This is a genomic window from Streptomyces sp. NBC_00193 (genome assembly GCF_026342735.1).
Taxonomy (GTDB): Bacteria; Actinomycetota; Actinomycetes; order Streptomycetales; family Streptomycetaceae; genus Streptomyces; species Streptomyces stoeckheimensis.
In genome coordinates, this window is sequence record NZ_JAPEMM010000002.1 from 194,568 (window position 1) to 218,060 (window position 23,493).

Annotated in this window: 25 protein-coding genes and 1 pseudogene; 13 read left to right on the forward strand and 13 right to left on the reverse strand. The window is 70.2% G+C overall.

The features are described from left to right. Positions 1–386: 386 nt before the first annotated feature. Positions 387–704 (reverse strand): CU044_2847 family protein, encoded by a 318-nt coding sequence (locus OG898_RS28985; RefSeq protein WP_266962652.1) that lies wholly within the window; start codon positions 702–704, stop codon positions 387–389. A 262-nt stretch (positions 705–966) separates the two neighbouring features. On the opposite strand from OG898_RS28985, the gene OG898_RS28990 reads away from it, so the two are divergent. Both OG898_RS28990 and OG898_RS28995 read left to right on the forward strand, forming a co-directional pair. Next, the gene (locus OG898_RS28990) at positions 967–1,215 is read left to right on the forward strand and encodes a hypothetical protein (RefSeq protein ID WP_266960869.1); all 249 of its coding nucleotides are present in this window, start codon (positions 967–969) and stop codon (positions 1,213–1,215) included. A gap of 85 nt (positions 1,216–1,300) precedes the next feature. Then, the gene (locus tag OG898_RS28995; protein ID WP_266960871.1) at positions 1,301–2,221 is read left to right on the forward strand and encodes a nitroreductase/quinone reductase family protein; all 921 of its coding nucleotides are present in this window, start codon (positions 1,301–1,303) and stop codon (positions 2,219–2,221) included. A 307-nt stretch (positions 2,222–2,528) separates the two neighbouring features. Here OG898_RS28995 and OG898_RS29000 read toward each other — a convergent pair whose 3' ends face one another. Next, a complete protein-coding gene (locus OG898_RS29000) occupies positions 2,529–3,572 on the reverse strand; it encodes a helix-turn-helix transcriptional regulator (protein WP_266960873.1) in 1,044 nt (347 codons plus the stop codon). Between the two features lie 93 nt (positions 3,573–3,665). On the opposite strand from OG898_RS29000, the gene OG898_RS29005 reads away from it, so the two are divergent. After that, on the forward strand, positions 3,666–3,953 hold the full coding sequence (locus tag OG898_RS29005) for a hypothetical protein (protein WP_266960875.1): 288 nt from the start codon (positions 3,666–3,668) through the stop codon (positions 3,951–3,953). A gap of 867 nt (positions 3,954–4,820) precedes the next feature. After that, the gene (locus OG898_RS29010; RefSeq protein ID WP_266960877.1) at positions 4,821–5,366 is read left to right on the forward strand and encodes a hypothetical protein; all 546 of its coding nucleotides are present in this window, start codon (positions 4,821–4,823) and stop codon (positions 5,364–5,366) included. A 26-nt stretch (positions 5,367–5,392) separates the two neighbouring features. On the opposite strand, the gene OG898_RS29015 is transcribed toward OG898_RS29010, so the two are convergent. Together OG898_RS29015 and OG898_RS29020 are read right to left on the reverse strand one after the other, a co-directional pair. After that, a complete protein-coding gene (locus tag OG898_RS29015) occupies positions 5,393–5,902 on the reverse strand; it encodes an AAA family ATPase (RefSeq protein ID WP_266960879.1) in 510 nt (169 codons plus the stop codon). 318 nt (positions 5,903–6,220) lie between these two features. Beyond that, positions 6,221–6,778, reverse strand: a complete 558-nt coding sequence (locus tag OG898_RS29020) for a hypothetical protein (RefSeq protein ID WP_266960881.1) — start codon at positions 6,776–6,778, stop codon at positions 6,221–6,223. 924 nt (positions 6,779–7,702) lie between these two features. Between OG898_RS29020 and OG898_RS29025 the strand changes: the two genes are divergently transcribed. Continuing rightward, on the forward strand, positions 7,703–8,134 hold the full coding sequence (locus tag OG898_RS29025; RefSeq protein ID WP_266960883.1) for a hypothetical protein: 432 nt from the start codon (positions 7,703–7,705) through the stop codon (positions 8,132–8,134). Positions 8,135–8,315: 181 nt separating this feature from the next. Here OG898_RS29025 and OG898_RS29030 read toward each other — a convergent pair whose 3' ends face one another. Next, positions 8,316–8,711, reverse strand: a complete 396-nt coding sequence (locus tag OG898_RS29030) for a hypothetical protein (RefSeq protein ID WP_266960885.1) — start codon at positions 8,709–8,711, stop codon at positions 8,316–8,318. A 274-nt stretch (positions 8,712–8,985) separates the two neighbouring features. On the opposite strand from OG898_RS29030, the gene OG898_RS29035 reads away from it, so the two are divergent. After that, positions 8,986–9,942 carry a hypothetical protein gene (locus OG898_RS29035; protein WP_266960887.1) on the forward strand — a complete coding sequence of 319 codons (957 nt, stop codon included), beginning with the start codon at positions 8,986–8,988 and terminating at the stop codon, positions 9,940–9,942. A gap of 166 nt (positions 9,943–10,108) precedes the next feature. Here the strand turns inward: OG898_RS29035 and OG898_RS29040 are convergent, their stop codons facing one another. Then, on the reverse strand, positions 10,109–10,402 hold the full coding sequence (locus tag OG898_RS29040; protein WP_266960889.1) for a DUF1330 domain-containing protein: 294 nt from the start codon (positions 10,400–10,402) through the stop codon (positions 10,109–10,111). Positions 10,403–10,590: 188 nt separating this feature from the next. Between OG898_RS29040 and OG898_RS29045 the strand changes: the two genes are divergently transcribed. Together OG898_RS29045 and OG898_RS29050 are read left to right on the forward strand one after the other, a co-directional pair. Further along, on the forward strand, positions 10,591–11,493 hold the full coding sequence (locus OG898_RS29045; protein WP_250743459.1) for a LysR family transcriptional regulator: 903 nt from the start codon (positions 10,591–10,593) through the stop codon (positions 11,491–11,493). Positions 11,494–12,233: 740 nt separating this feature from the next. Further along, positions 12,234–12,570: pseudogene (locus tag OG898_RS29050) on the forward strand (response regulator transcription factor); the annotation flags it as partial. A 110-nt stretch (positions 12,571–12,680) separates the two neighbouring features. On the opposite strand, the gene OG898_RS29055 reads toward OG898_RS29050, so the two are convergent. Continuing rightward, on the reverse strand, positions 12,681–13,418 hold the full coding sequence (locus OG898_RS29055) for a response regulator transcription factor (protein ID WP_266960892.1): 738 nt from the start codon (positions 13,416–13,418) through the stop codon (positions 12,681–12,683). 290 nt (positions 13,419–13,708) lie between these two features. Here OG898_RS29055 and OG898_RS29060 point away from each other — a divergent pair, with 290 nt between their 5' ends. Then, positions 13,709–14,995 (forward strand): ABC transporter substrate-binding protein, encoded by a 1,287-nt coding sequence (locus OG898_RS29060; protein WP_250743455.1) that lies wholly within the window; start codon positions 13,709–13,711, stop codon positions 14,993–14,995. A gap of 217 nt (positions 14,996–15,212) precedes the next feature. Here the strand turns inward: OG898_RS29060 and OG898_RS29065 are convergent, their stop codons facing one another. Beyond that, positions 15,213–15,785 carry a snapalysin family zinc-dependent metalloprotease gene (locus OG898_RS29065; protein WP_250743453.1) on the reverse strand — a complete coding sequence of 191 codons (573 nt, stop codon included), beginning with the start codon at positions 15,783–15,785 and terminating at the stop codon, positions 15,213–15,215. A gap of 385 nt (positions 15,786–16,170) precedes the next feature. Here OG898_RS29065 and OG898_RS29070 point away from each other — a divergent pair, with 385 nt between their 5' ends. Both OG898_RS29070 and OG898_RS29075 read left to right on the forward strand, forming a co-directional pair. Continuing rightward, entirely contained in the window at positions 16,171–16,548 is a 378-nt protein-coding gene (locus OG898_RS29070) for a VOC family protein (RefSeq protein ID WP_266960895.1), read from the forward strand. Between the two features lie 150 nt (positions 16,549–16,698). Next, a complete protein-coding gene (locus tag OG898_RS29075) occupies positions 16,699–17,130 on the forward strand; it encodes an OsmC family protein (protein ID WP_250743451.1) in 432 nt (143 codons plus the stop codon). 138 nt (positions 17,131–17,268) lie between these two features. On the opposite strand, the gene OG898_RS29080 is transcribed toward OG898_RS29075, so the two are convergent. Together OG898_RS29080 and OG898_RS29085 are read right to left on the reverse strand one after the other, a co-directional pair. After that, the gene (locus OG898_RS29080; RefSeq protein WP_250743450.1) at positions 17,269–17,736 is read right to left on the reverse strand and encodes a hypothetical protein; all 468 of its coding nucleotides are present in this window, start codon (positions 17,734–17,736) and stop codon (positions 17,269–17,271) included. A gap of 396 nt (positions 17,737–18,132) precedes the next feature. Further along, on the reverse strand, positions 18,133–19,530 hold the full coding sequence (locus OG898_RS29085; protein WP_266960899.1) for an MFS transporter: 1,398 nt from the start codon (positions 19,528–19,530) through the stop codon (positions 18,133–18,135). Positions 19,531–19,578: 48 nt separating this feature from the next. Here OG898_RS29085 and OG898_RS29090 point away from each other — a divergent pair, with 48 nt between their 5' ends. Together OG898_RS29090 and OG898_RS29095 are read left to right on the forward strand one after the other, a co-directional pair. Continuing rightward, complete coding sequence (locus OG898_RS29090; RefSeq protein ID WP_323185074.1) at positions 19,579–19,950, forward strand: helix-turn-helix domain-containing protein; 372 nt, start codon at positions 19,579–19,581, stop codon at positions 19,948–19,950. 144 nt (positions 19,951–20,094) lie between these two features. Then, positions 20,095–20,925 (forward strand): alpha/beta fold hydrolase, encoded by an 831-nt coding sequence (locus OG898_RS29095; RefSeq protein WP_250743448.1) that lies wholly within the window; start codon positions 20,095–20,097, stop codon positions 20,923–20,925. Between the two features lie 89 nt (positions 20,926–21,014). On the opposite strand, the gene OG898_RS29100 is transcribed toward OG898_RS29095, so the two are convergent. The 3 genes from OG898_RS29100 to OG898_RS29110 all read right to left on the reverse strand — a co-directional run bounded on the left by OG898_RS29100 (position 21,015) and on the right by OG898_RS29110 (position 23,489). Then, positions 21,015–21,317, reverse strand: a complete 303-nt coding sequence (locus OG898_RS29100) for a hypothetical protein (RefSeq protein WP_250743447.1) — start codon at positions 21,315–21,317, stop codon at positions 21,015–21,017. Between the two features lie 66 nt (positions 21,318–21,383). After that, the gene (locus tag OG898_RS29105; protein WP_250743446.1) at positions 21,384–22,103 is read right to left on the reverse strand and encodes an ABC transporter ATP-binding protein; all 720 of its coding nucleotides are present in this window, start codon (positions 22,101–22,103) and stop codon (positions 21,384–21,386) included. Between the two features lie 6 nt (positions 22,104–22,109). After that, on the reverse strand, positions 22,110–23,489 hold the full coding sequence (locus OG898_RS29110; RefSeq protein ID WP_266960903.1) for an ABC transporter permease: 1,380 nt from the start codon (positions 23,487–23,489) through the stop codon (positions 22,110–22,112). Positions 23,490–23,493: the final 4 nt, after the last annotated feature.

Here is a 23,493-nt window from a genome sequence, read left to right on the forward strand (position 1 = left end):
CCGCATCCACCGCGCTGGTCGGCACCGGACCGCGGCGCCAGGCCCGGGTGGTGCGGTGCTGCGCGGGGAACCCGTACGAGCGCCCCCTGTGGCCATTGCAGCCGGCCACAGAGCCCAGCGGCAACGGCTTAAGACCGGAAGGGGTGCTGCTCAGGCGGACGACCGCCACATCCTCGTGCGCCACCCTCCAGACCGGGGAAGCGTAGCTGTACCGGTGTACCAGGCCCCCCTCCGGCAAGCTCGACGACGTGGGCGCAGGTGACCAGCAGTCCGTCGGCCACCAGCAAGCCGGGCCCGGCGACCCTTCCGTCCGATCCGAGGATTTGAGCCACCGCAGCAGGCAGGACCCCCATGCCCCGGGTGTCTTTGCGATGCCGGTCAGCGGATCAGCCTGCCCCTTCGTCCGGATGCCGAGGATGACCCGTGTCGCCGTCCTTCACCTTCCACGACATGATCACTTTGAGGTGGCAACCCGCTTGACTCTTGGTGATCACCGCCCCGGCCTGGGCGGCAAGGTCGACACCGAACTCGACCGCAATCTCGTCGGGACGGCCCTCGCGCAGTTGGTCGAGTACGGTGCGAGCCGCCTCCGTCACCGGCGCAAGTGCTTCTTGCAGCGTCCTGGGCAGCTCACCAATGGCCTCACCGAGGCGGCCAGCCTTCACCGGTCCCTCCACCACACCTGCGGGTACCTCGACCAGAATGCAGCCCCCGTCGCCGTCGCCGAATGACGTTTGTCCGCCCGGGTGTACCTCGGCGCCCTTTCACGGCTCTTGGCGCGCATAGCTGTGCTCGCCACCCCTTGAGGAGAAGCCGCGCGTTCGAGAAGGAAGCTGTCGGTTCTGGCCGCTGTTTGTGTGAGTGCCCTGGCGGATGCAAGACGCAGGTAAAGCATGGGCTTTAGTCCCTACTGATCTTGAATGGACTGCTCGTGGTGGCGGTCCACCTTCCCAACTGCCTGCGAAGATGCACGATGTGATCATTCGGCAACAGCTCGACTGCACCGCCAACGACGCCCCGGCAAGGGTGCCGTTCGGCGAATTCAGGAATGTCTTCCCGATCACGCCTACAGTCGCGGGCGGTTCGCCGCAGGGGCGCGGTGATGTTGGTGGCGTCGAGCTTCCGGTGGACGCAGATGGCAAGGTTGCGCAGGGAGGCCATGGTGCGGGGCAGGTGGCCGGAGCTGTGACCGATACGGACGACGCGCCGCGGTGATAGCCTCCCGATCGTGCCCCGCAGGCGGTGCGCCCGGTCGGGTGCGCGGTGGGCGGGCGCAAGATTTCCCAGGGGTTCCACCTCCATGTCAGACGAGACTCAACTCGAAGAATTTCTGAAGTTCCAGCAGGGCATCATCGACGAATTCCGTGCCAACGCCGGGAAAGTCGGCGGGATGTTCGAGGGTTCCACCCTGTGCCTCCTCACCACAAGGGGGGCCCGCACCGGCCGGCCCCGCACCCAGCCGCTCGGGCTGATGCAGATCGACGGGCAGGACCTGGTCGTCGCCTCGGCGGCCGGCGCACCGGGCCATCCGGCGTGGTACCACAACATCCGCAAGAACGCGGTCGTGACGGTCGAGACAGGCGCCCGGACCTACCGGGCGATCGCCTCGATCCCCCCGCGCGAGGAGCGCGAGAGGCTCTTCTCGGAGATCGCCGCTCAGCAGCCGGGGTACGGCGAGTACCAGACGAAGACGGACCGGATCATTCCGGTCGTCGCACTGCACCCGATCGACCTCGACCCCGACCGGGTCAAGCACCTCGGTGACGAACTCGTCGAACTACACGGTTGGCTGCGCGGTGAGCTTACGGACCTGCGCAGGCGGATCGACGACGTGGTCGAGGGCAGGGCGGACGACATCGCGCCGCAGGCCGAGGGCGGCAACCCGCTCGCCGAACTGCGGTCGCACTGCCTGGACTTCTGCCACGCGCTGAACGTCCACCACACCGGCGAGGACATCGGCGCCTTCCCGGTGCTCCGCGAGCGGTTCCCCGCGTTGGAACCGGTGCTGGAGAGGTTCGCCGAGGAACACGAGATCGTGGCCGACCTCCAGAACCGGATCAAGGAACTGGTCGAGGACTTCACTCCCGACCGGGACGACCCGGTACGGCTGCGGGAGGAGGTGGCGGACCTGGCGAACCGGCTCGAAGCCCACTTCGACGATGAGGAACGCCAACTCGTCACCGCGCTGAACGCGATGGGTCCCGCGCCGGTGCGCGGCTGAGCGTTCGCGGGGAGCACGGGCCCGCATCGGGCCCGTGCTCCCCGCGTTCCGCCCCGGAGGCCGGTCCCGGCCCGCCGGCAGGCAAACGCGGCCGGCCCCGGCTGCCCCCGCACCGCTGGTCGACGCTGTTGACCTGCGGAGATTCCTGGACCGTGGGCCCGGCCCGAGGGACCCCAAGGGGCGGGTCTACTCCTTCGATGCGCTGGTGCGCGCGGTAGCCCTGCCGGAGACCGCGCATGCGGTCGGCAGCAGCCGTTCTGACCGGGGACGAGCCTGACTGTCCATCCCCGCCGCAGGCCTGCTTGGCTCAGGCTCCGAGTGCGCGGGTGAGCAGCATTCTGCGGTTGTTCGTCGACGTCTTGGCGAAGATCGACTTGAGGTGGTCCTGCACGGTGTTCTTGGTAAGAAACATCTGATCGGCCACTGTGCGGCTGTCGCCGCCCTTCGCGAGGTGGCCGAGCAGTTCGGCCTCTCGGGCGCTCAGGGCGAATGCCCTGGTGAAGGCGGCGAGCCGCTCGGTCGGTGAGGTTTCCTCGATGGTGACGGCGATGTCGCGGCGGTCCGGTGGATCCGCGTCGCCGATCCGGGCGGCGCGCAGGGTCAGCCACAGGCCGTCCTTCAGGTGGACCCGGGCGCGTGGGGGGTTCGTGTCGACGCCTGCCTCGACGGCCAGTAGTTGGGCGGCGACGTTGTAGGCGCTCGCGGGGACCGGCGGCCGGCCGTGCTCGGGCGGCAGCAACACGCTTAGGTATGCGTGCGTTTCAGGGGTCTGGCCAAGTACCCGCAGGTCGTGGGAGAGCAGCAGTACCAAAGGACCTGGGCGTGGCCCGTCGGGCGGCCGTACGACGAAGGTCTCGGCCTGGCAGCGGCGTAGCCCCGCGGTCACCGGTCCGGTGAGGCAGGACAGGTACGAGGCCTCCGCGCGGGTGAAGTCCCGGTCGTACCGGTACAGGTCGAGGAAGCCCCAGCAGCCGAAGCGGTCCCTGAACACCATCGAGGCGACATCCCGCACCCCGTAGCCGCTCAGCAGTTCGCGCCACAGGAGGCTGCGCGAGGGGCCCTGGTGTTCGCTCAGCCGGGCGACGCCCTCCAGTGCCGTCCAGCGGTTGACCTCGGTCAGGTACTTGAGGCGGATCAGCCGCGGCAGCTCGGGCAGGTCCGGGAAGTCCGCGATCGGCGCGCAGCCCACTGAGGTCTCCGGGTCGGTGAGCAGGAACGCGTACGCGTCGAACCCGGCGGTTGCACGCAGCTCGTCGAGGAGGCGAAGACGCAGGTCACGGGAGTCGCCGACGGCCTCGCAGAGGCGGACAACACGCGCGTGCGACCGCGCGTACGCGGCAGAGTCAGCCATGGTTCGAGGCTATCTCGCCATTCCCCACATATCTGGGATGTGCCTAGCCCCTGCCCCCTGCCCAGCATGGAGGCACCGGACCATGGAGGCGTCATGTTCACTCTGCACATCGAGCACCCGATCACCGACTTCGCCGTATGGAAGAGCGCGTTCGACCGGTTCGCGCCCGTGCGGAACGAGGCGGGCGTACGGCGGCATCGGGTCCAGCGCCCGGTCAACGACCCGGCGTACGTGATCGTCGGCCTCGACTTCGATACCGCAGACCAGGCGGAACGGTTCCTCGGCTTCCTCCAGGCCCGGGTGTGGGCCTCACGGGACAATGCGCCGGCACTTGCGGGGATCCCGCAGACCCGGATCCTCGAGACGGACGAGGAACTGTGAATCAGGCCGAGGCCCTCAAGAGTGGCGGGCGAAGGGCATACGGACACCTCGATCGCGAGAAGAACCTCCTCCGATCAGCCGAAGAATGCAGCATCGCAAAGCTCTGACGGCCATCTCGCACCCGTGGTCAGGGTTGGGATCCCAGGCCAACGCCTCGGCATCGCGGCCACTCCAGCCTCGCGCCACGTTCACCGGCCGCTGCCCTGTCCGCATCCACGTGGCCTGGACGCCGGCCGATACCGGCGGAGGGGTGGCTCTGTACCTGAGGAAGAGGTTCTGGCACTCATTCCGGATGCTGCTGGCGATCTTGTCTGAGCTCGCCGGAATCTCGCTCCTTCGCTCCGTTCGGCCCGTCGACCAGAGGTGATGCGGGTGCCGTCTCGCTGCTGTGGTCGAGCTCCACGAGTCGCTGCGGGTCAGCGACTGCTGTAGGGCGACGCCCGTCCTCGCCACAGATCGCCGGCAGCGGCCAGGATCTGAGCCAGAATCACAACCCGGGTGAACAGAGCCGACCCGCTCGCACCGGACCGGACCTCCCACGGTCGCGGGGCCTCGATCGCCACGGCGATCAACGCTTCGGCTCTCGCGGTACAGCCGTTCGCGCTTGATCACTGCCCGGTAATACCGCCTCGGCCACCACCGATACGGGCCCCGGGGACGGGGCTCACTTCGCCGGAGGAACGGATGCACCGCAGGAAGGATGCACCGCAGGAAGGATGCACCGCAGGAAGGATGCGCCGCACCCCTCGACTTGTCGGCCTGCCAGGCCGACGCCCCCGCCCGCGCCCTCCCCTGCGGTTCGGCCATCCGGGGAGGCGCAGTGGAGCCGGGGAGACATGAGCGGGTGGGGTGCGGGAGCATGATCACATGCGCCGCTGGTCTCTGCCCCTGCTCCTCGCCGCGCTGCTCGCGGCACCCGGATGCGTCACCGTCCACCCCGCCCCCGGTCCAGTCGTGAAGGCCTCCCCGGCCACCGCGGCGGCCGACCGCAAACACCCGGCCCCCACCCGGCCCGAGCAGTACGCCGCCGAGCCTGCGGCACTGCCCCTCTCACCCCTGCCCGGCACCCATCCGTCCGGCCTCCGCGCCGACCCCGCGCAGCGCACGCCCGGCCCCGCCCACCCAGCTCCCGCAGCCGCGACGGAGCGGCGCAGCCCGAGTACTCCGCGCCGGTCCCGCCAGGAGCCCACACGGCCACACAGGGCCACCACTTCCAAGTCGCCCGCCGTGCGCCCCACCGTAAGGACCAGGCCCAAGACCACGGGCCCCGCGAAGGCCGGCTCCCGCACGCCCGCACCGCGCCGCCCTGGCCAGCCCGCACCCGGAGTGCGGGCCGGGGACATGGCCGCGCTGTGCCGCTCCGCACACGGCGTGAACAGCCCCACCATCACCGCACTGTGCAAGGACAGCTGATCTGTCGCGGCGAAGGTTGAGCAGTCTCACAGAAGTCTGACCACAGCCTCTGCAGTCTCCTCAGCGGTGAGTGCGGTGGAGTCGAGGACGTTCTGCTCGTACGGGCCGAGATCGGCGAAGCCGTCGTAGATCTGGCCGAGAATGTCGAGGTCGGTGAGCGGGTGCTGGGAGCGGGACGCCCCACGGTCGAGCGCAGTTTCCCGATCAGGCCGCAGCACCACGTAGGTCAGCCCAACCGCCGCGGCCTTCGCCGCCTTCTCATACGCTTCCAGGAACCACGGCCCGATCACCCCGTCGACCACTGTGTGGTAACCCCCGGCGGCGTATCCGGCCGCGGCTCGGGCGATCACGCCGGTGACGGTCTCGTTCTGCGCGTGTGCCTCTGGCAGATACGGCGCCAGGGCACCCTGCTTGACCGCCGCATAGAAGTCGTCCGTGTGCAGGTGCACGCTGGGAGAGAGCCTGCTCTCGGCCAGAATTCGCGCGACGGTCGTCTTCCCTGACCCTGAGGGCCCGCTCACCAGGATGATCTTCATTCTTCCCACCCTAGGCCCTCGCACATCTGCTCAGCCTTCGGTGAGACTGCTTCACCTTCGCTGCGACAGGACAACAGCGGTCGCCGACCTGCAGCCGAGTACTCGCAGAGGTAGTCGAGTGTGCGTTTCAGCTGGAAGGTGAACCTGCCGTACCGCTTTCCCTCCGATCTCCTCGCCCTCGGACGGGCACAGCACTACAGGCCCGTTCCAGGCCGGGTGATTCGCGGCAGTGGCTCTCGAATCGCACGAACCGTTCTGCCACCGCCGGGCACACCAGTGGGAAGCCACGGACAGGGGGGCCATTCGGCGCGCTTCGGGTCAATGGTGGCCTTGCCGTTCCGCAGTTGATGGTCCGCTGCGAACCCGTGACGCCGGGTGATGACTCTGAACCTCACAATTGGCGCTGCCGGTGCGCCGCTTGCGGCTGCTGCGCGTGGCGGAGACCGTGGCGATGGTCCACGCCGTCACCCACACGGCTCCGACAAGCAATGCCGCTAGCGCGGTGGGCATGTGGGGAGGGGTGGCGCCCAAGCTCGGTGCCAGACCCGCCGCGCGGGCGCCGAAGCCGAGAACGCCCGCTCCGACCATCGCGATGCCCGCCCAGGAAACGACGAGTGCCGGCCAGCGGACTAGCGGGGTCCCCGGCAGCCGGAGGAGGAGCAGCGCAACTAAGGCCATCAGCAGGCCGAGGGCCGCGTTGGCCAGTTGGGCGGTCTCTACGTTGGCGACGGTGGCGTAGGCCTCCGCCGGCGCGGGGAAGCCCGGCATGCCCAACTCGCCGTCCCGCGCCAGATCCACCTTGCTGACGGTGTAGGCGAGGGCGCCAAGGCAGGCGGTGAGGGCTGCGGCCAGGTGCTTCTTGTGGGATCGGGGCATGGGCTCATCCTGCGGCGAGCAGCGGCCGGGACGCCGCCTCCGCAGGTACAGACTTCCTCCCCCGTCTGGGGGAGGAAGTCTGGCTCCGACCCACCTGGCCCACCGCCCCACGCTCCCAGGTGCGCCATCACTCATCGACATCCCCGAGCATCTCGAGTCAGCCCCGATGCCGGGAATCGTCCACAGCCGCTCGTCGCTCTCACCTACGTAGCCAGGGCCCGAGGCGCGGGGTGAGCGCAGCAGTGCGGGCCGCCGCCCGGGAAGGTCGCGGCCCGCACAGGCCGGCCGGTGCAAAATCCCTGGCGAACGCGGCGGAGGCGGTGGCGAGGACGGCCCCCGGCCGCCGTCCCAGATCTGCCGCAGATCTACGCGGCGTGCACCCTGCAGGCGGCAGGGCTGTCAGCGGTAGGGGCGGAGTGCTTCGCGGAGACCAGTAACCAGGAGGTCGGGTTGTTCCGTGGCGAGGAAGTGGCCGCCGCGGGCGAGTTCGGACCAGCGGACGATGTTCGCGTTCGCATTTCCCGGCGGGGGCCCGGCCGCTCCGCGCCTTGGAGGGGGTCGGGACGCGCGAGGAGGTGCAGGCGAGCAGCTGGAAACCCGCGCCCAGGTCATCTTCATCCTCACCGAGGACATCCCCGACGGCCCGGTCAGCGTCGTCTGTTGATCTTCACATTGAGCTCTGAGCAGGCCACCCGAATGGACGCACCTGAGGCCTGGTGGCCCCGGGAGGGCGGCTAGCGTCGACTGTCGGGTATCTCGTATGGCCGAAGGAGGGCCCGTTACTCCCCTACCCCGGCGTCCCGCGGCCCGTGTGGCCGCAGCCTTCGGGATCCTCGCCGCGCAGTCCCTGGCCCTGGGTGCCCTGGCTGCGGGCCCTGCTCACGCTTCCGTGCAGTACTACGAGATCCGCAGTCCGGACGGCAAATGCCTGGCCGTCCCAGGATCCTCCCAGACTCCGGGGCCGATGTAGTCCTGTGGGACTGTCTGGGAATCACGGACCAGCGGTGGCGGGTCACAAACGGCTTCGACAACCCTGTCGGGCAGCTGGAGGACCGGCCGGCCGGCCAACAAACCGATCACGTCCTCTTCCGCAAGCTCCGGGCACAGCACAGCGATAAGTGCCTTGCCCTGGCCGGAGACTGCTTCGACCTGGGTGTCGACATCGTGCAGGCGGACTGCTCGGACCAGAACCTGAACACAGAGTGGGGGCTGGAGGGACACGGGGACCGCTTCGAGATCGGCGACCAGCACTGCGTCGGTGTGACGGGCGGGAAACACCGCAACAACGGCACCCCCGTCGCCTACCAGGCCCGCACCGAGGAATGCCCGAAGTGGCAGTTTAAGCCCTGGCAATGAGCTGGATTGCGCTGGAGTTCCCCTCCCGGTGATGCGTGGTGAGGGCTCCGCCTGCGTCAGCGGTACGGGCTCCAACGGCCGAACCGGGCCATCAGCTCGTGGGCCGCGTCCTCGTCGGGCCGGCAGGCGGTGGGTGGCGGCGCCAACTGCGCCAAAGTCGCAGCATCACGGCCCGGACGGCTCAATGGTGCCCCGTGTGCGGGCGCACGGGGCGTGGCAGTGGCTGACGCCAGTCGCCCAGGCTCGTGAGGAGAAACTGGCGGGCCAAGGAACGTACGTCGTCCCACGCCGGATCTGTGGCCAGGGCGTTGTCCCAGAGGCCGACGCGACGGGTGGCATCGATCTCGCCGAGGCGACGGCCCATGGCCCGGAGGTCGCGCAGTTCGTCGGGCTCGAAGATTCCGCGCTCCGCGAGTCCTTCGGAGACGCGGCAGAGGAGCTCCACTTCTTCAACGACGTCCTTCGTATCCGGCTCACGCTCGCCCAGCCAGGCAAGTTGATCCTGGGGGTCGGCTGCCAGGAGAGCCATGAAGCGTAGCGTCCAGGTGTGCAGGTGCGCGTCGCCGAGATGGTTCATACACGCAGGATCGCACCTGGCGCCGGGCCCGAGGGCCGCTGTCCGCCAAGGCGAGAGGGTGCACACAGGAGTCGTGCAGGTCGCACCGTGGCGGTCCGTCATCTTGGTCGGACGAGTCTCTGAGGAAGACGGGCGTTGAGTGTCGTCTGAAAACCCCTTGTTCCCTTGTCCGCCTGCTTGGTGGGATGCAGGGGCTTCGGCAGCGGGAGGGGACAGCTTGGCGGTGTTCGGGTGTGCGGGCTGCGGTGGGGTTCTGACGGCGGCGGTGTCGGAGGTGGCGTTGCCGATCCACCTCGCCGACACCCACTGGGAGGAGCTGCACCCGCCGCTGCTGGAGGCCGGGTCGTACGCCGTCGACCCCGCACCGTACGGGCCACCGTGGCGGCAGTGGGACGAGGTCGGGGCGGGCGAGACCGCGGCGCGGGGGCGCTTCGCGCCGTTCGGCGGGATGGCCGACGGGCCGGCGGACGCCGTTCTCCTCGCGCCCGGCGACATGCGCAACACCAGGCTGATCCTCGAACGGGCCGATGGCTACTGCATGGGGATCGACGGGAGGGACGGGCCGAACCTTGCCTGCCTGGGCTGCGATCTGCCGGTGGGAACGAGGATGGACGACTGCGGGTGCTGGCAGGTCGTCCGGCTCGTCCCGCAGGCAGTGGTGCGGCTGCCCGGCCCGCCGGAGCGGCCGGTCATGGGTTGGGCGGATCTGCTGGCCACCGGTGCGCTGTGGCACCGGCTGAGCGAGTACCAGGACATCCCTGCGGGCGTGGCCCTGGCCCAGGTGGTGGTTGCCGCCGGGGGCGCGCCGGTCGAGGTGGCGCCCGGGCCGGTCACGGAACTCCTCGGCTGGGCACTTGGCGCGCTGTTGCCCGCCGGGGAAGGTGCGAAGCGGTTGGCCCTGGCTGGGCCGGGGTTCGGCGAGCCGGCCGCCGACCTGGTGCTGGTGCCGGTCCATCCGCAGACCGGAGACATGTGGCGGCCGCGCGCCGGGTCGGTGCCGGTGCCGGTACCTGTAGATGCCGCGCTCTGGGCCGAGCTCGCCTTCCCGCCGCACCGGACCCGGCGGCCGGTGGTCGGCGGGCTGCCGGCAGGCGTGGAGCGGGACGACCCACTGCCGCCGTATCGGTGGTACCCGTTCCGGCCGTCCAGGGAGGCGTTCCGGTACACGCTCGCGCGGATGCCCGCCGTCAGGGAACCGTGGCTACGGGCCATCTACGACCGGGGCTTCTGACCCGTCAGGGGCGGCGCAGACCGAGACGCTTGACTCGACCACCGGCCTCCACAGCGCGGTCGGCGCCCTCGGCCCGCCCCTGAACGGGTCGGCAGGCGAAACGGCCGTCGGTGGTGCCGCGGGCTGGTGAGCCGACCCGGCGGCCGCTAGGGGCGGGGCCCGCCGGTCAGTCGGTGCCTTCGATGATGCGGAAGTCGCGCTCGACGCCGTCGGGGAGGGCCACCAGCGCCTTCTGGTATGCCTCGCTCTCGTATGCCGCGACGGCCTGTTCAAAGCTGTCGAACTCGACCAGGACGACGCGTTGCGTGATTCCGGCCTCGTGGGCGACGACTCGACCGCCACCGGCCAGGAGGCGCCCGCCCGCGGCCTGGACGGCCGGACCGGCCAGCTCGTTGTAGGCGGTCAGCCTCTCAGGGTCGGCAATGGCGGGGTAGACACTGACCCAGTAGCCCTTGGCCATGGAAACCTCCTGTGTTCGGCCGGACACGTCCGACTTCGAATTGACATGCAGATCGACCGGTCCCGGTGACGGGTACTGCGATCAGTCGAATCGTCGTATGCGCAGGTTAGGGCTTGATCTGCGGTCGGGGGAAAGACCGGTACGGAATAGGCTCAGAGCGGCTCGTTATCAATCGGTGGGGAGGGCACGTGGCGCCGGATACGGTGAGCCTGCGGTACTTCCTGGTGCTGGCGCAGGAGTTGAACTTCACTCGCGCGGCCGCACGGATCGGTATCGCACAGCCGGCACTCAGCGCCCGGATGCGCCGATTGGAGACGGAACTCGGTACGGCCCTGCTGGTCCGCAGCACGCGTAGCGTCGTATTGACCACGGCCGGTGCGGCTTTGGCGGAATCCGCGCCGCCCGCGCTGGCGGCTCTGGACCGGGCATGGGACACCGCCCGGAGCGCGGCGGCCGGTGAACTGGGCACGCTGCGCATCGGATACAGCCTCAGCGCCGGGGCCGAAACGGCACCGGCCCTGGTGGACAGGCTGATTCGCGGCAACAGCGGACTCGAGGTCGACGCGGTCCCGATGGCGACACCGGAGATCTCCCCCGCGGTCGCCGACGGCCGCATCGATGCCGGGATCACCCGCGGTGAACAGCCGGGCCGTGACGTGCGGCGGTACCTGCTGCGGCGTGCGCGCATCGGGGTCCAGCTGGCGGAGCACCACCCGCTGGCCGGGCACGCGGAGATCGAGATCGCCGACGCGGCCGCGTATCCGCTGCGGCTCCCGCATCGCGCGGCCAATCCCGTGATCCACGATCAGCTGTCCGCACTGTTCCGAGACACCCGGCCACACCCCCGCTTCCACACGCCTGCGATCTCCTTCGACATGTCTCAGCGCGACCTGCGCGACGGGGCCACCCTCGCCCCGGCCGGAGAAGCCGCGGCGACGGTACAACCGGCCGGTCTCACCTGGCGACCGCTGCGGGGCGCGCCGAGCCTGACGATCCACCTGGTCCTCCCACTCGAGCAGTCGCCGCTCCACCGCCGCATCCGCGCCGTCGCCAAAACCCTGGCCTACGAGCTGCACTGGCTGCCGGACTGACGCCCGAGAGATCCAGCGAGACGGACGCCTTCGGTGGCGAGGCGGGAGCCCTTGTGCACCGGCGGACTTCGCGGTGACGAGCTCGTACACCCCGGCGATGTGCTCGCCCAGCCCGAGAACTCGGCGGACACCGTGCCTTCGCCGACGCCGAACCGGACGAGCACGGGTAACCGGCGGGAACGCCCGCCGTCAACGGCGTCCATGACGTCGGTCAATGCGTAACGCCAACCACTGTTCCATCGCTCCCTGAGGCCGGGAATGGCCAGGCCACACCCGGTCCCGACCCGGTGGAGGACTTGCGATCGAGCTGCCGGGTTGTTTCCGAGCAGTCGGTGTAGAGGGTCTTCGGGTACGCCTCCAGGTTCACTTTCCACTCGCTGCTGAGGTAGGGGCCGTGCTCGTTCGAGAGCGGGTTCATGGTGATCAGGGATGTGGTCAGTCCGGTGGGCGGGGCGAGCACCGGCTTGGGGCTGTTGCCCGGGGACGGACTCGCCGCCCGCTGCCCCCACCAGCCGACAGACTCGGCGTCGGGCTCGGTGTCGGTGTGCGTGTGGTTGTGGGCGAAGGGCTGGGGGTCGGAGTCCTGGTCGGGGTGGGGGCCGTGGAGGATGCCGCGGGTTTGTCGCCCGCGGTGGGCGAGGCCTCGTCCTGCGAGGCCCAGACCCGCGCGGAGACGCCCATACCCAGCAGGACGAGCGCACAGGCGGCGGCCAGGACGATCCGCCCGCGCCCTCGGCCCGGAGCGGGTCGCCAACCTCGCCGAGTTCGCGGACGCCCTGGCAACGGGTCGCGGCCGGCGGCACCGCCCTCGACCCTGAGGTCGTCACCCAGCTGGCCGGTGCGGGCCGACACAGCGAGGAACTGCGGGCGCTCACCGACCGGGAGCGGGACGTGCTGAGACTGATGGCCGAGGGCCGCTCGAACACGGACATCGCCCAGCAGCTGCACGTATCAGCGGGCACCGTGGCGAAGCACGTGGCGGCGATCTTCGGAAAGCTCGGTCTGCCGGTGTCGGAGGACCACTACCGCCGGGTCCTCGCCGTCATCCGCATGCTGCACCAGGACCCGACGAGCTGACTGCCTGCCCGCGAGGCCGCCACGACAGGTGCTCGCAGCCGCCAAGGGGGGCCGCACCGGCGATCCACCGGGGCCTCGTAGGGGTGTTGCAAGCCGGGTCGGAGGTGAAGCTACGGGTGGGTCATGAGGCCGATGCGGTGGGCGAGGACCACGGCTTGGACGCGGTCGCGCAGGCCGAGTTTGGCCAGGATGCGGGAGACATAGGTCTTGACGGTCTCGGGGGTGATGAAGAGTGCTGCGGCGATCTCGGCGTTCGAAAGACCTCGGGCCACCTGCTGGAACACTTCCAGCTCACGGGGGGTCAGGGTCTCGGCGACCGAGTCGCGTTCGGCGTGCGCGGGCCGGAGGTGTTCGGCGAAGTGGCCGATGAGGTGCCGTGTGACGGCCGGAGCGAGCAGTGCGTCGCCGCGGGCCACCGTCCTGATACCACCGACGAGCACCATCACGGCGGTCCACAGAACCGGGATGAAACCGCGGCCGGCCCAGGAGAAGGAGTAGCCTCCGCACGCGGTGAGCAGGAGGACGGGGACGAGGATGAAGCCCAGGCCGATCCCGCCACCGAGCAGCGCATCCCGGACGGATCCCCTCCGGGCGATCTCCGGTGTGGGACGCCCGGCGACACGGTGCATCACCCACCAGTACACGGCAACGGCCGCGGCCGCTCCGAGCACCGGGACCGGGCCGGGTCCGGTGGCCGTCAGGCCCGAGACCAGGCCGACGCCGGCCACGCCCGTCAGCAGCCAGCCGATCGGAGAACGCGCGATCCGGCCGAACCGTCCGCTGCGGCCGGCCGGTCCGCGGTCCGGGCCGGAGCCGGTCTCGTGCCGCGTGTCGGACCCCGTGCCCATGGTGACCTCCCGTCGTGGTCACACCGGGTGGTGACCTGAGGAGCACGGTAGGAAGCTGCCGCCCTCGCCGGATCACCCGCGCAGGGACACTTCTCGTGGCTCTCACGGGGGATGCGCCGGGGACGCGAGTGCCTCATCGGGCCGACCCGGACTTCATGCTGGCTACAACTGGTTTACCGGTGGCGGGATTTGATGGGGACACGGTGCTGATTCGGTTGTGCGGAACCCTGTGAAGAGGACGTGAAAGTGGTGTAGACCTACGCCCGGTACGGAGCTGAGAAGGGTGGGTCATGAGGATGAAGCGTCGTGCGTTGCGGGCGTCCGGGGCCGGCTGCCTGGCGGTGGTGCTGCTGGCCGGCTGCGGAGCGGGGTCGGATCCGGGAGCCGGGAAGGTGGTGCTGCGGATCGTGGCCGCCGACTACGGTGACAGCCCGGCCAACTCCTCCGAGCCGTACTGGAAGGCCCTCGCGTACACCTTCGAGCAGGCGCATCCCGGCGTACGGGTGGAGGTGAGCGTCCTGTCCTGGAACGACGTGGACGCGAAGGTCGCCGAGATGGTCCGGGCCGGCCACGCGCCCGACATCGCGCAGATAGGCGCCTACGCCGACTACGCGGCCGCCGGGAAGCTGTACGCAGCCGACGAGCTCCTCTCGGTGCGCACCGAGGCCGATCTGCTCGCGCCGCTCGCCGAAGCCGGCAGGGTCCGCGGCTATCAGTACGGTCTGCCGTTCGTGGCCTCGACCCGGCTGATGTTCTACAACACGAAGCTCCTGGAGGAGGCGGGCGTCATCGCCAAAGGCGCGCCGTGGCAGCCCAAGAGCTGGGCCGACCTGACGGCGGCGGCGAAGAAGCTCAAGAGCGACGGGGTGCGTACGCCGATCGCGCTGCCCCTGGGGCCGGAGGAGGCACAGGCCGAGTCGATGCAGTGGATGCTCGCCGGCGGCGGCGGCATCACGAACGACTCCGAGAGCTACGCCATCGACTCGTCCGCGAACGTGAGGACGTTCGAGTTCCTCCGGGACAACCTGGTCGGCGCCGGGCTGACCGGCCCGGACGAACCGGGAAAGCTCGACCGCCAGAAGGCCTTCGACGCCTTCACGCGCGGAGAGGTCGGTATACTCAACGGCCACCCCACGCTCGTGAACCAGGCGGCCGCGAAGGGCGTCAAGCTCGGGATGGTCGCGCTGCCCACGGCGGACGGCTCGGAGCCGCAGGCGATGGGCGTCGCCGACTGGGTCATGGCCTTCAAGAACGGGCACCCGAAGGAAGCCGGAACGTTCCTCGACTACCTGTACGAGGAGAAGAACGTCACCGCCTTCACCTCGAAGTACGGGCTGCTGCCGGTGACGACGACCGGCTATCAGCGGATGCTCGGCTCCGAAGATCCCGGGACCGCACCGCTCAAGGTGTTCCTGCACGCCCTGCCGTCCTCGCGTCTCTACCCCGTGGGCAAGAAGTCCTGGGCCGGAGTGAACGCCGACTTCAAGAAGAACATCGGCGAAGCCGTTCGGCCGGGCGGTCGGCCGGCGAAGGTGCTCGGAGACATCGCCCAGGCCGCCCGGAAGGCGGACGGCTAGGACCCTCCGAAGCCGCGCTGCCGACGTGTCCGAGCCCTACGCCGCCTGCCGGGTAGTCGCTGAGCGCTACTGCGACACCACCCAGCCGTGCGGCTGCCCGGCCGGCAACGACCTCTCCTGCTGACGGTTCCCCTCACCGCGTGGGTGGCGCCAGCACGTACACGGAGATGCGCTGCTCATACCGGCCGGACAGCCCAGAGCGGGGCCCGCCCGCCGGTCAGGGGGCGTCGATGAGTACCCGGCCGTCGGTCGGCACCGTCGCCGCGAGGCCGTTCGCGTACGCGCTCTGCACGCGGGACCGCTCGGTCGCGTTGGGCACGGCGTTGGTGCAGGCCGTCCCGGCACTGGACCCGGACATCAACTGCGAGCACGGCCCCGGCTTGGTGTCCGGGAGGCCCAGGCTGTGGCCCAACTCGTGCGCTGCGATGCGCGTCTTGTCGTACCCCTGGCTCACGGCCTGCGCTCCGAGTTCGACTCGGACCTGTCGTCCGGGACGGACCGGACCGAGGGTGGCCTGCGGCCAGCCGGTGGTGGCCACGATGACGATCTCGGCCCGGACCCCGGGCGCGGCCTCCACCAGCCGAACGTTGCTGACGTTCGCGTTCCAGGCAGCGACGCCGGCCGTGATGGCCGCTTCCCAGCCGGCGGCCCGGCTGTCGTCGTATCGGAGCGTCACCACCGCTGCGGAGGCTTCCGGTATGGCCGTGGGTGCCGCGGTCGCGGCGGTTGCCGCCGCGAGAACCATTGCGGCGGCGGAGGTGCCGATCTTCAGCCAGGTGCGCAGAGACATGGTCGTCTTCCTCGATGCGTGGGGGGACCCGGCCCCTCGGCGGAACCGGGGCACTGGAGACACCGCCATCGCCCGCCGGTAGCCCACGCGTTCGGACAGCCGTCCCTCCGGAGCCCTAAGAAAATAGCCCCGCATCCCCTCGACCCGTCATGCACCTGCCAGCCAATTCCGGCAGGCACTCCAGCCGGTGCCCGGTCAGCGGGCGCATCGGCTCTTCGTCGACGAGACGAGGGGCCGAGCCGCTCCCCGCCGGCGAACCGACGGGGTGCCCCCGGGCCCCATGACGGCTGGGCACCCCGGGCTCGGGCCCTGGGACCCAGCGCTCGACGCCCGGCGGACCAGGGGCGACGATGGGAAGGGGGTACCGCACGGCGAAGGGCTGATCATGTTCGAAGGCAGCGGCAAGCCGTTCAGCGGGTTCTCGGTCGATGACATCGACAAGGCCAGGGAGTTCTACGGGCAGGTACTGGGCATGCGCGTCACGGAGGACGAGGGCCTGCTCTTCCTCCACCTCGCCGACGACACCGCGGTGCTGGTGTACCCGAAGGACAACCACGAGCCCGCGAGCTTCACGGTCCTCAACTTTCCGGTGTCCGACGTCGAGCGGGCGGTCGACGAGCTCACGGCGGCCGGGGTCCGCATGGAGCGCTACCCCGACTTCACGGCGGATGAGAAGGGCATCGTGCGCGAGGAGGGCGGCCCGGTCATCGCCTGGTTCAAGGACCCGGCCGGCAACGTCCTCTCGGTGCTCGAACCCATGTGACCGGCCGCCGGCCGGCCAGGATGCCGTGGACGCAGCCGCCGGCGGTCTCCGAGCAGGATCGTCCGGAGGCCCGGAGGTCCCGTTGCCGCGGCGGGCTTTTGAGGGTGCCGTGCACGAGGTTCAGGTGGTGGCGGGACTACCGTCGATGTCATGACTGCTGACTCCCTGCGCTCCGTCACCGTCGAGCGAACCGGTCCGAACATGTTCACCGCGACCAACTCCCGCGGTGAAACGATCACCTTCGGCACCGGATCCGGCGGGGGCTTCACCCCCGTCGAGCTCTTCCTCGCCGCGATCGGCGGCTGCTCCGCGGCCGACGTGGACGTCGCCACCACACGGCACGCCGAACCCACCGAGTTCTCCGTCGCCGTCCAAGGGCACAAGGCCGAGGACGCCGGCGGCAACCTCATGACCGACCTCCAGGTGGCCTTCACCGTCCGCTTCCCCGGAGGCGAGGGCGGAGACCGGGCCGCAGCGATCCTGCCGCGCGCCGTCAAGACCTCCCACGACAAGCTCTGCACGGTCAGCCGCACGGTGGAGGCCGGAACCCCGGTCACCGTAAGAGTCGTCGACACGGACTGACCAGCCGCGAGCGGATGACACAGCTCCGGCTGAGGGGCTGCCCTCGGGCAGCCCCTTTCACGGCCTTGGCGGTCACCGCGTTCGCCTCGACGGCCCGCTGGACCCTGGTGGCCGCACCGCCGAGGAAATGTGGTGGGTCTACGGGAGCTTCAGCCACGGACTGCGGTACGGCAGCGTCCACGTTCCGGAAGAGGTCCAGTTGATCTGGGTGTAGTTGGCATACGCCTCACCCGTTTCGGCCGTCGTGTCGCTGAAGTCGGGAGCCGTGAAATGCTTGTCATTGATGGCCCCTGAGGGGCAGGGGTACACCTTGTTCGATACGACTTGCGAATTACCCGTCCGGACCGTCCGAATAGCAATATTGCAGGCCGGGTGCCCCGCAGCCAGGCTGATGTACGCGTCGGGTCGCCCCACTCCCCACCCGGGCGAGCTGATACAGGCCTTGATCTTGACGTACTGCCCGCCGGTCCCGGCGTAGTAGGTGCCGCAGCCGCCACCGCTGGCCGCCTGGGCGTTGGTGCCCGCCATCACGGACGCCACTGCCAGTCCCGCTACGCCGATGGTTCGTGCCGCGGTGTGAACGAATCCATGCATCAGATCCCCCATGCAATTTCCCTGCCGGATATCGGAATGATGATGGGCCTCACGATAGGACCAGCCGCGCGCTCTGGAGCACAGCGTTTGTGTGAAGTCGAGGATCTTCAGAACTTCACGAGGGCCGCCGCCGAAAGCACGTAGGTCATATCCTCTGCCCAACCATCTGCAGGCCTGACCGGCAGTGCCGGGGCAGCTGACGGCCGGGCCGGCCGCGGCCATCATCAGCCCGCTCGCGGGCCGGCGCGCGACGGCCACAACAGCTTCGAGGTGGCGGGCGAACCGGGTGGTGCAGGGTGATGTCGAGGTGGCTCAGGCGGGGTTCGCGGGTGCCGGTCTTCTGGGAGTGCGGGCTCTCGGGCGAGGGCGGGTCCCCTCCGTCCATCGAGGGACGGACGGGACCCGCTCTCAGGCGTCGCCGACCGTCGCGGCCCTCGCGGGCTGTGCGAGCTTGGCGGCGGGCGGTTGCGGCTTGCGGATGAGCGGGATCGTCGCGCACGCGGCGAGCAGGGACGCCGCGGCGACCGCGTACCCACCGTGCTGGAACGCGGCGACGGTGTCCGCGGGGGTCGGGGTGCCGAGGATGCCGACCAGAATCGCGACGCCGAGGACCGCGCCGATCTGGCGGCCCATCGAGGTGATGGCCGAGCCGGTGGCGAAGCGGGCCGGCGGCAGTGCTGCCGCCGATGCCCCGGTCAGGACCGGCAGCGTCATGCCGACGCCGAGGCCGGTCAGCATCATGCCTGGCAGGAGCGAGGTGGCGTAGGCCGAGCCGGTGTCGAGCGTCGCGGCCCACCACAGGATGCCGGCCGCGAACAGGACGGTCCCCGCCAGCGCGATGCGGCCGGCACCGAATCTGGCGACGGCGGGCCCGATGCGCAACGCGACCGGCGGTACCAGCAAGGGTCCCGGCGCGATGGCGAGGCCGGTGCGCAGCGCCGAGTAGCCCCGTACGCCCTGGCACCACAGCACCGCGCCGAGCAGCATTCCGGCGAACGCGACGGTGAACAGCGTCAGGGCTGCCGCGGCGGATGCGAACGCCGGAACCCGCAGCAGCGGCAGTTCGACGATCGGCACGGGGTGGCGGGCCGATCGTAGGACGAACCAGATGGCGAGGAGCACGGCGGCAGCCAGGGCGCCCAGGGTGGCGGCGTTCGTCCAACCCCAGTCGGGAGCCTTGACCAGGGCGAGCGCGAGCACTGCGATCGATCCGGTGAGAAGGGCGGCACCGAACAGGTCGGGCAGCGGACCCTTCTCCGCCCCGGCACGTGGCGGAGTAGGCAGCACCTTGACGCCTAGCGCGAACGCCGCGATCCCCACGGGCACGTTGACGATGAACACCCAGCGCCATCCGGCCTCGGCCAGCAGCCCCCCGGCCACCGGCCCGAGTCCGGCGGCGATCCCGCCGATCGATGCCCAGGCCCGCACCGCCCCGGCGCGCTTCTCGGGCGCCGTCGTGTCGAGCAGCAGCGCGAGCGACGTCGGCATCAGCAGTGCGGCGCCCGCGGCCTGTACGAGCCGTGCCGCGACCAGCGTCCCTACGTCGGGAGCGAGTGCACAGCCGATCGAGGCGAGGGTGAACACCGCCAATCCGGTCAGGAAGACCGGCTTGTGGCCGGAGCCGTCGGCGACGCGGCCGGCAACTACGAGGAGCGCGGCGAAGACGATCGCGTAGCCGTTGAGGACCCAGGAGAGGGAGCCGAGGTCACTGCCGCCGAACGAGCGGCCGATCGCCGGGAGGGCCACGTTGACGATGAAGAGGTCGAGGTTCGACATGAAGACCGCGGCCACGACCGTCGCGAACACGGCTCGGCGATCCGCGAGATCTTCTACGGCAACCAGCGCTTCGACCAGATCGTCCGCAACACCGGCGCTCCGCGCGACCGCCTCGCCGCCAGACTCCGCGCTCTGGAGGAGGTGGGCGTGGTCGAGCGCCGCGCCTACAGCGAGCGCCCCTTGCGCTTCGAGTACCACCTCACGGAGGCCGGGCGCGATCTGGCACCGGTGATGCGCGCGCTTCTGGCCTGGGGTGATCGTTGGGCGGTGGACGCTCCGCCGGTCGCCTTCCGGCATCGCGGTGGGCCCGGCTCCGAGCACGACACCGAGCACGACCTCGATCTGACGTCGACGTGCCGGACCTGCGGTGAGGAGGTCGGGGCGGCGGGTCTCACGATCGACGTGCGCGCGCCTGGATGGGATCGGGCCGGGCCGATCGAAGGCGCCTGAAGTCAGTAGCGATGAGGGGTGCAACACCCCTGCAGTGCGCGGCCGGTGGGTTCTCGCCGGGCGGCGTGGCTCACGCGATCATGGACTCTTGTCCCCGGAGCGGGCATCCTTCCCTGACCCATCAGCACGGATCAGGGGGCGCGCGTGGAGTCGGTGGTCGTGGACGGGGTGCGGATCGCGTACGAGCGAACAGGGCGCGGGCGACCGGTGGTGCTGGCAGGCGGTACGGGGATGCCGCCGGTGGCATGGGAGCTGTGCGGGGTCCGCGAAGGCCTGGTCATGGCGGGCTTCGAGGTGATCACCTATGCCGCGCGCGGTGTCGCCCCTTCCGACGCCCCGTCGGCGGAGTGCTCGATGGCGGATCTGGCCGGGGACCTGGCGGGGCTGATGGACGCCCTCGGCCTGACCGGCGCCGCGGTGGTGGGGTACTCGCTGGGGAGCTTCACCGTCGAGCTGCTGGCCCGTACCCGGCCCGACCTGGTGGCCTGCGCGGTGCTCATGGCGGGCGCCGGACCGGTCACCGGGGTCCTCGACGCGATGCTGGACGCGGAGGCCGAGCTGATCGCCGCGACCGGTCGGCTGCCCGCCGCGTTCACGCGCCTGCAGACCCTGCTCTCCAGCCTGCCGCCGGCCGTCCTGCGCGAGGACGAGCAGCAGACCCGCACCTGGCTGGAGCTCCTCGGAGCCCAGGAAGGCCTCTGGACCTCGTCCGACGGGGAGGTGGGCCAGGCCACCGCAGCCGAAGCCTGGCTGCGCGACCCGCACCGCATGGCCGCGCTCGCCGACATCACCATCCCCGTACTGGTCCTGGGCTTCGAGCACGACCTCTACTTCCCGCCGCACGCGTCCCAGGTCGCCGCCGACGCCCTGCCGCGAGGCGAGTTCACGGTCATCGCCGGCGCTGCGCACGGAGGGCTCCTCACCCACCCGGAGGAGACCGGCGCCGCACTCCGCGCCTTCCTGACCCGCCGGTGACCCCTCCCCCACCCGTGCCGGCGGCGACGCCTTGAGGGCTCGTCGCGCCGGCACGGTCCAGGGGTTCCGGTGTGTCATCGGAGGTACTGCTACAGGATGAACAGGCTCATGCCGGGAGCGGGGCGGACCAGCTGCCCCGGCAGGACGGCGCCCGTCACCCGCCCGTCGCAGTGGGGGCCCGACCATACGAAGGCGGTCTCGTCCGTGAAGTTGGCGACCTCCGAGGGCACGAAGTCGCCCAACGGGTAGCAGCCGGAAGGGTCATGCACCGGCGCCCGGTCGATGAACAGCACCCCGTTCGCAGCCTGTGCCGTACCCGGCGCCGCCAACGCCAAGGTCAGCGCCGCCGCGCACGCCCCCAGTACCCGCGCCACGCGTCGTGTCTCGCGCATCCCGGTCCACCTGCCTCTTTCGCCTTGCCACAACCATTGCCGTCGCTGAGGGTAGGGCATCCGCACTCACTGTGACGGACGTCGGGCGTTCGTCTGCTCCGTGAGCTTGCCCTTGCGCAGGTTGAGGATGCGGTCGGACTGGGCTGCCAGTTGCTGCGAGTGGGTGACGACGACCACGCACTTGTCCTGCAGGTGGGCGAGGTCGCGGAAGGTGTCGATGATGCCCTGGGCGGTGTCCTCGTCGAGGTTTCCGGTGGGTTCGTCGGCGAAGAGGATGTCGACGTCGCAGGCGAGCGCGCGGGCGATGGCGACGCGCTGCTGCTGGCCGCCGGAGAGCTGCATGACGTTGCGGGCGGCCATCGCCTTGTCGAGGCCGATGCCCTCCAGCAGTTGCAGGGCTCGTGCCTTGCGGCTTCCGGTCGGGGGCTTCGCACCGGTGATCTCCATGGCGGTGGTGACGTTCTGAAGGGCGGTCATGTAGGTGAGGAGGTTGTACTGCTGGAAGATCGTGGCGGCGTGCTTGTTGCGGTAGCGGCCCAGGCCGAGCGCGGTGAGGTCCTGCCCGTCGAAGGTGACCGTGCCCTGGGTGGGGGTGTCGAGGCCGCTGGCGAGCGAGAGCAGGGTGGTCTTGCCGCTCCCCGAGGGGCCCAGGATGGTGTAGAAGGTGCCGCGTTCGAAGGAGTAGTCGACGTCCCTCAGGACCGTGGTCCTGCGGCGCTGGCCGGAGTAGGTGTGGCTGATGCCCGCGAGGCGCAGGACGGGCGGGGCCGTGGTGGCGGTGGTCATGGCGGGTCACTTGCCCTTCGTGAGGATGGTGCGGGGGCTCAGGCGCAGTACGGAAGCGGCCGGTACGGCGGTGGCGAGGAGGCCGATGCCGAGGCCGACGCCGCCGACCGTGGCGAGGTCCGCCGGATCGAGTGCGACGGTGATCCTGTCGATGGGGTCGGCGTTCTCCACGGGTTTGTCGTTCGGGTCGATGCCCTGGTCGAGTCCGGTGCTGCCGAGGGCCGGGGGCTTCCAGGAGCCGAGTTTCCGCTCGGCGGCGGAGGCTTCCTTGCCGAGCAGCGCCTGGCCGGCGCTCTGGGTCAGCTTCGGGGCGAAGAGGGCGCTCACGCCGATGGCGATGACGGCGACGGCGGCGATCTCCAGGGCCTGCTGGGCGATGAGCTTGGACTTCTTCTCGCCGATCGCGAGCAGGACGCCGTACTCCGTGCGGCGCTGCTTGACGGCGAGGTTGACCAGGAGGGCGAGTACGGCCGCGCCCGCGAGGACCATCAGCCACATGGCGACGGTGGCCGTGGAGCGGATGCTCTTGAGGGGGCCCGTCATCTGCTGGACGGCCTTGTCGTTGGCGTCCAGCTTGAAGCCGGTGAGCGCCGGGCCGGCGATCCGCTTCGCCTCGCTCTTGAACGCACCCTGCACGTCCGCGTCCTGGAGGAGGAACGTCGCCTTGCCGACCTTCCTCGGTCCGCCTCCTTCGGAGCCGAGCGCGGAGAGGCCGCCCACCGATCCGTACAGCATGTTGGCCGGGCTGATGCCGTACTCGGCGTCGGCCTCGGTGGTGGGGCGCGGATCGCGGTAGATGCCGCCCACGGTGAACGCACCCGTGGTCTTCTCGTCGTTGCCGGTGAGGGTGATCTCGTCGCCGACCTTGAGGCCGTTCTGCCGGGCCAGGCGCTCCTCGATCAGGAGCCGCTTCTTGTCCTTGTCGGCGGCCGTGATGTGACCGCCGGACACGAGGGTGGACTTGCCGCTGCGGAATTCGGGCAGCAGCGAGGAGTCGAGGACGCCCATGCCCACGGTTCCGCCGGGGCCCATGGGCTCTTTCGGTCCGCCGTCGACCAGTTCGTTCTTGCCCGTGAGGAGGGCTCGGTCCCACATCGAGTAGGTGTACTTCTGCACCTGGGGCAGGGATCCGATCGCGTCGACGGTCGCGGCCTCGATGCTCGGCGCCTGGAGTTGCGCCGCGTTGCCCATCTGACTCATGTCCATGTCGAGGTTCACCTCGGCGCCGACCGAGCGTTTGGCGTCCCGTTCGGCGCGTGCCGTCGCGCCATTGATCAGGACGCCCGCCAACACCATGACGGAGATGACGAGGAAGGCGGCGAGGGTGATCAGGGTGCGGCCCTTGCGGGCCCACAGGCTGAGCCCTGCACGTTTGACGAAGTTCATGGGG

What these genes read in the sequence shown, in the direction of transcription:
- OG898_RS28990 (WP_266960869.1), top strand. Translation starts at nt 967, where the DNA reads ATGCACGATGTGATCATTCGGCAACAGCTCGACTGCACCGCCAACGAC.
- OG898_RS28995 (WP_266960871.1), top strand. Translation starts at nt 1,301, where the DNA reads ATGTCAGACGAGACTCAACTCGAAGAATTTCTGAAGTTCCAGCAGGGC.
- OG898_RS29000 (WP_266960873.1), bottom strand. Translation starts at nt 3,572, where the DNA reads ATGGCTGACTCTGCCGCGTACGCGCGGTCGCACGCGCGTGTTGTCCGC.
- OG898_RS29005 (WP_266960875.1), top strand. Translation starts at nt 3,666, where the DNA reads ATGTTCACTCTGCACATCGAGCACCCGATCACCGACTTCGCCGTATGG.
- OG898_RS29010 (WP_266960877.1), top strand. Translation starts at nt 4,821, where the DNA reads ATGCGCCGCTGGTCTCTGCCCCTGCTCCTCGCCGCGCTGCTCGCGGCA.
- OG898_RS29015 (WP_266960879.1), bottom strand. Translation starts at nt 5,902, where the DNA reads ATGAAGATCATCCTGGTGAGCGGGCCCTCAGGGTCAGGGAAGACGACC.
- OG898_RS29020 (WP_266960881.1), bottom strand. Translation starts at nt 6,778, where the DNA reads ATGCCCCGATCCCACAAGAAGCACCTGGCCGCAGCCCTCACCGCCTGC.
- OG898_RS29025 (WP_266960883.1), top strand. Translation starts at nt 7,703, where the DNA reads ATGCCTGGCCGTCCCAGGATCCTCCCAGACTCCGGGGCCGATGTAGTC.
- OG898_RS29030 (WP_266960885.1), bottom strand. Translation starts at nt 8,711, where the DNA reads ATGAACCATCTCGGCGACGCGCACCTGCACACCTGGACGCTACGCTTC.
- OG898_RS29040 (WP_266960889.1), bottom strand. Translation starts at nt 10,402, where the DNA reads ATGGCCAAGGGCTACTGGGTCAGTGTCTACCCCGCCATTGCCGACCCT.
- OG898_RS29055 (WP_266960892.1), bottom strand. Translation starts at nt 13,418, where the DNA reads ATGGGCACGGGGTCCGACACGCGGCACGAGACCGGCTCCGGCCCGGAC.
- OG898_RS29060 (WP_250743455.1), top strand. Translation starts at nt 13,709, where the DNA reads ATGAGGATGAAGCGTCGTGCGTTGCGGGCGTCCGGGGCCGGCTGCCTG.
- OG898_RS29065 (WP_250743453.1), bottom strand. Translation starts at nt 15,785, where the DNA reads ATGTCTCTGCGCACCTGGCTGAAGATCGGCACCTCCGCCGCCGCAATG.
- OG898_RS29070 (WP_266960895.1), top strand. Translation starts at nt 16,171, where the DNA reads ATGTTCGAAGGCAGCGGCAAGCCGTTCAGCGGGTTCTCGGTCGATGAC.
- OG898_RS29075 (WP_250743451.1), top strand. Translation starts at nt 16,699, where the DNA reads ATGACTGCTGACTCCCTGCGCTCCGTCACCGTCGAGCGAACCGGTCCG.
- OG898_RS29080 (WP_250743450.1), bottom strand. Translation starts at nt 17,736, where the DNA reads ATGGGGGATCTGATGCATGGATTCGTTCACACCGCGGCACGAACCATC.
- OG898_RS29100 (WP_250743447.1), bottom strand. Translation starts at nt 21,317, where the DNA reads ATGCGCGAGACACGACGCGTGGCGCGGGTACTGGGGGCGTGCGCGGCG.
- OG898_RS29105 (WP_250743446.1), bottom strand. Translation starts at nt 22,103, where the DNA reads ATGACCACCGCCACCACGGCCCCGCCCGTCCTGCGCCTCGCGGGCATC.
- OG898_RS29110 (WP_266960903.1), bottom strand. Translation starts at nt 23,489, where the DNA reads ATGAACTTCGTCAAACGTGCAGGGCTCAGCCTGTGGGCCCGCAAGGGC.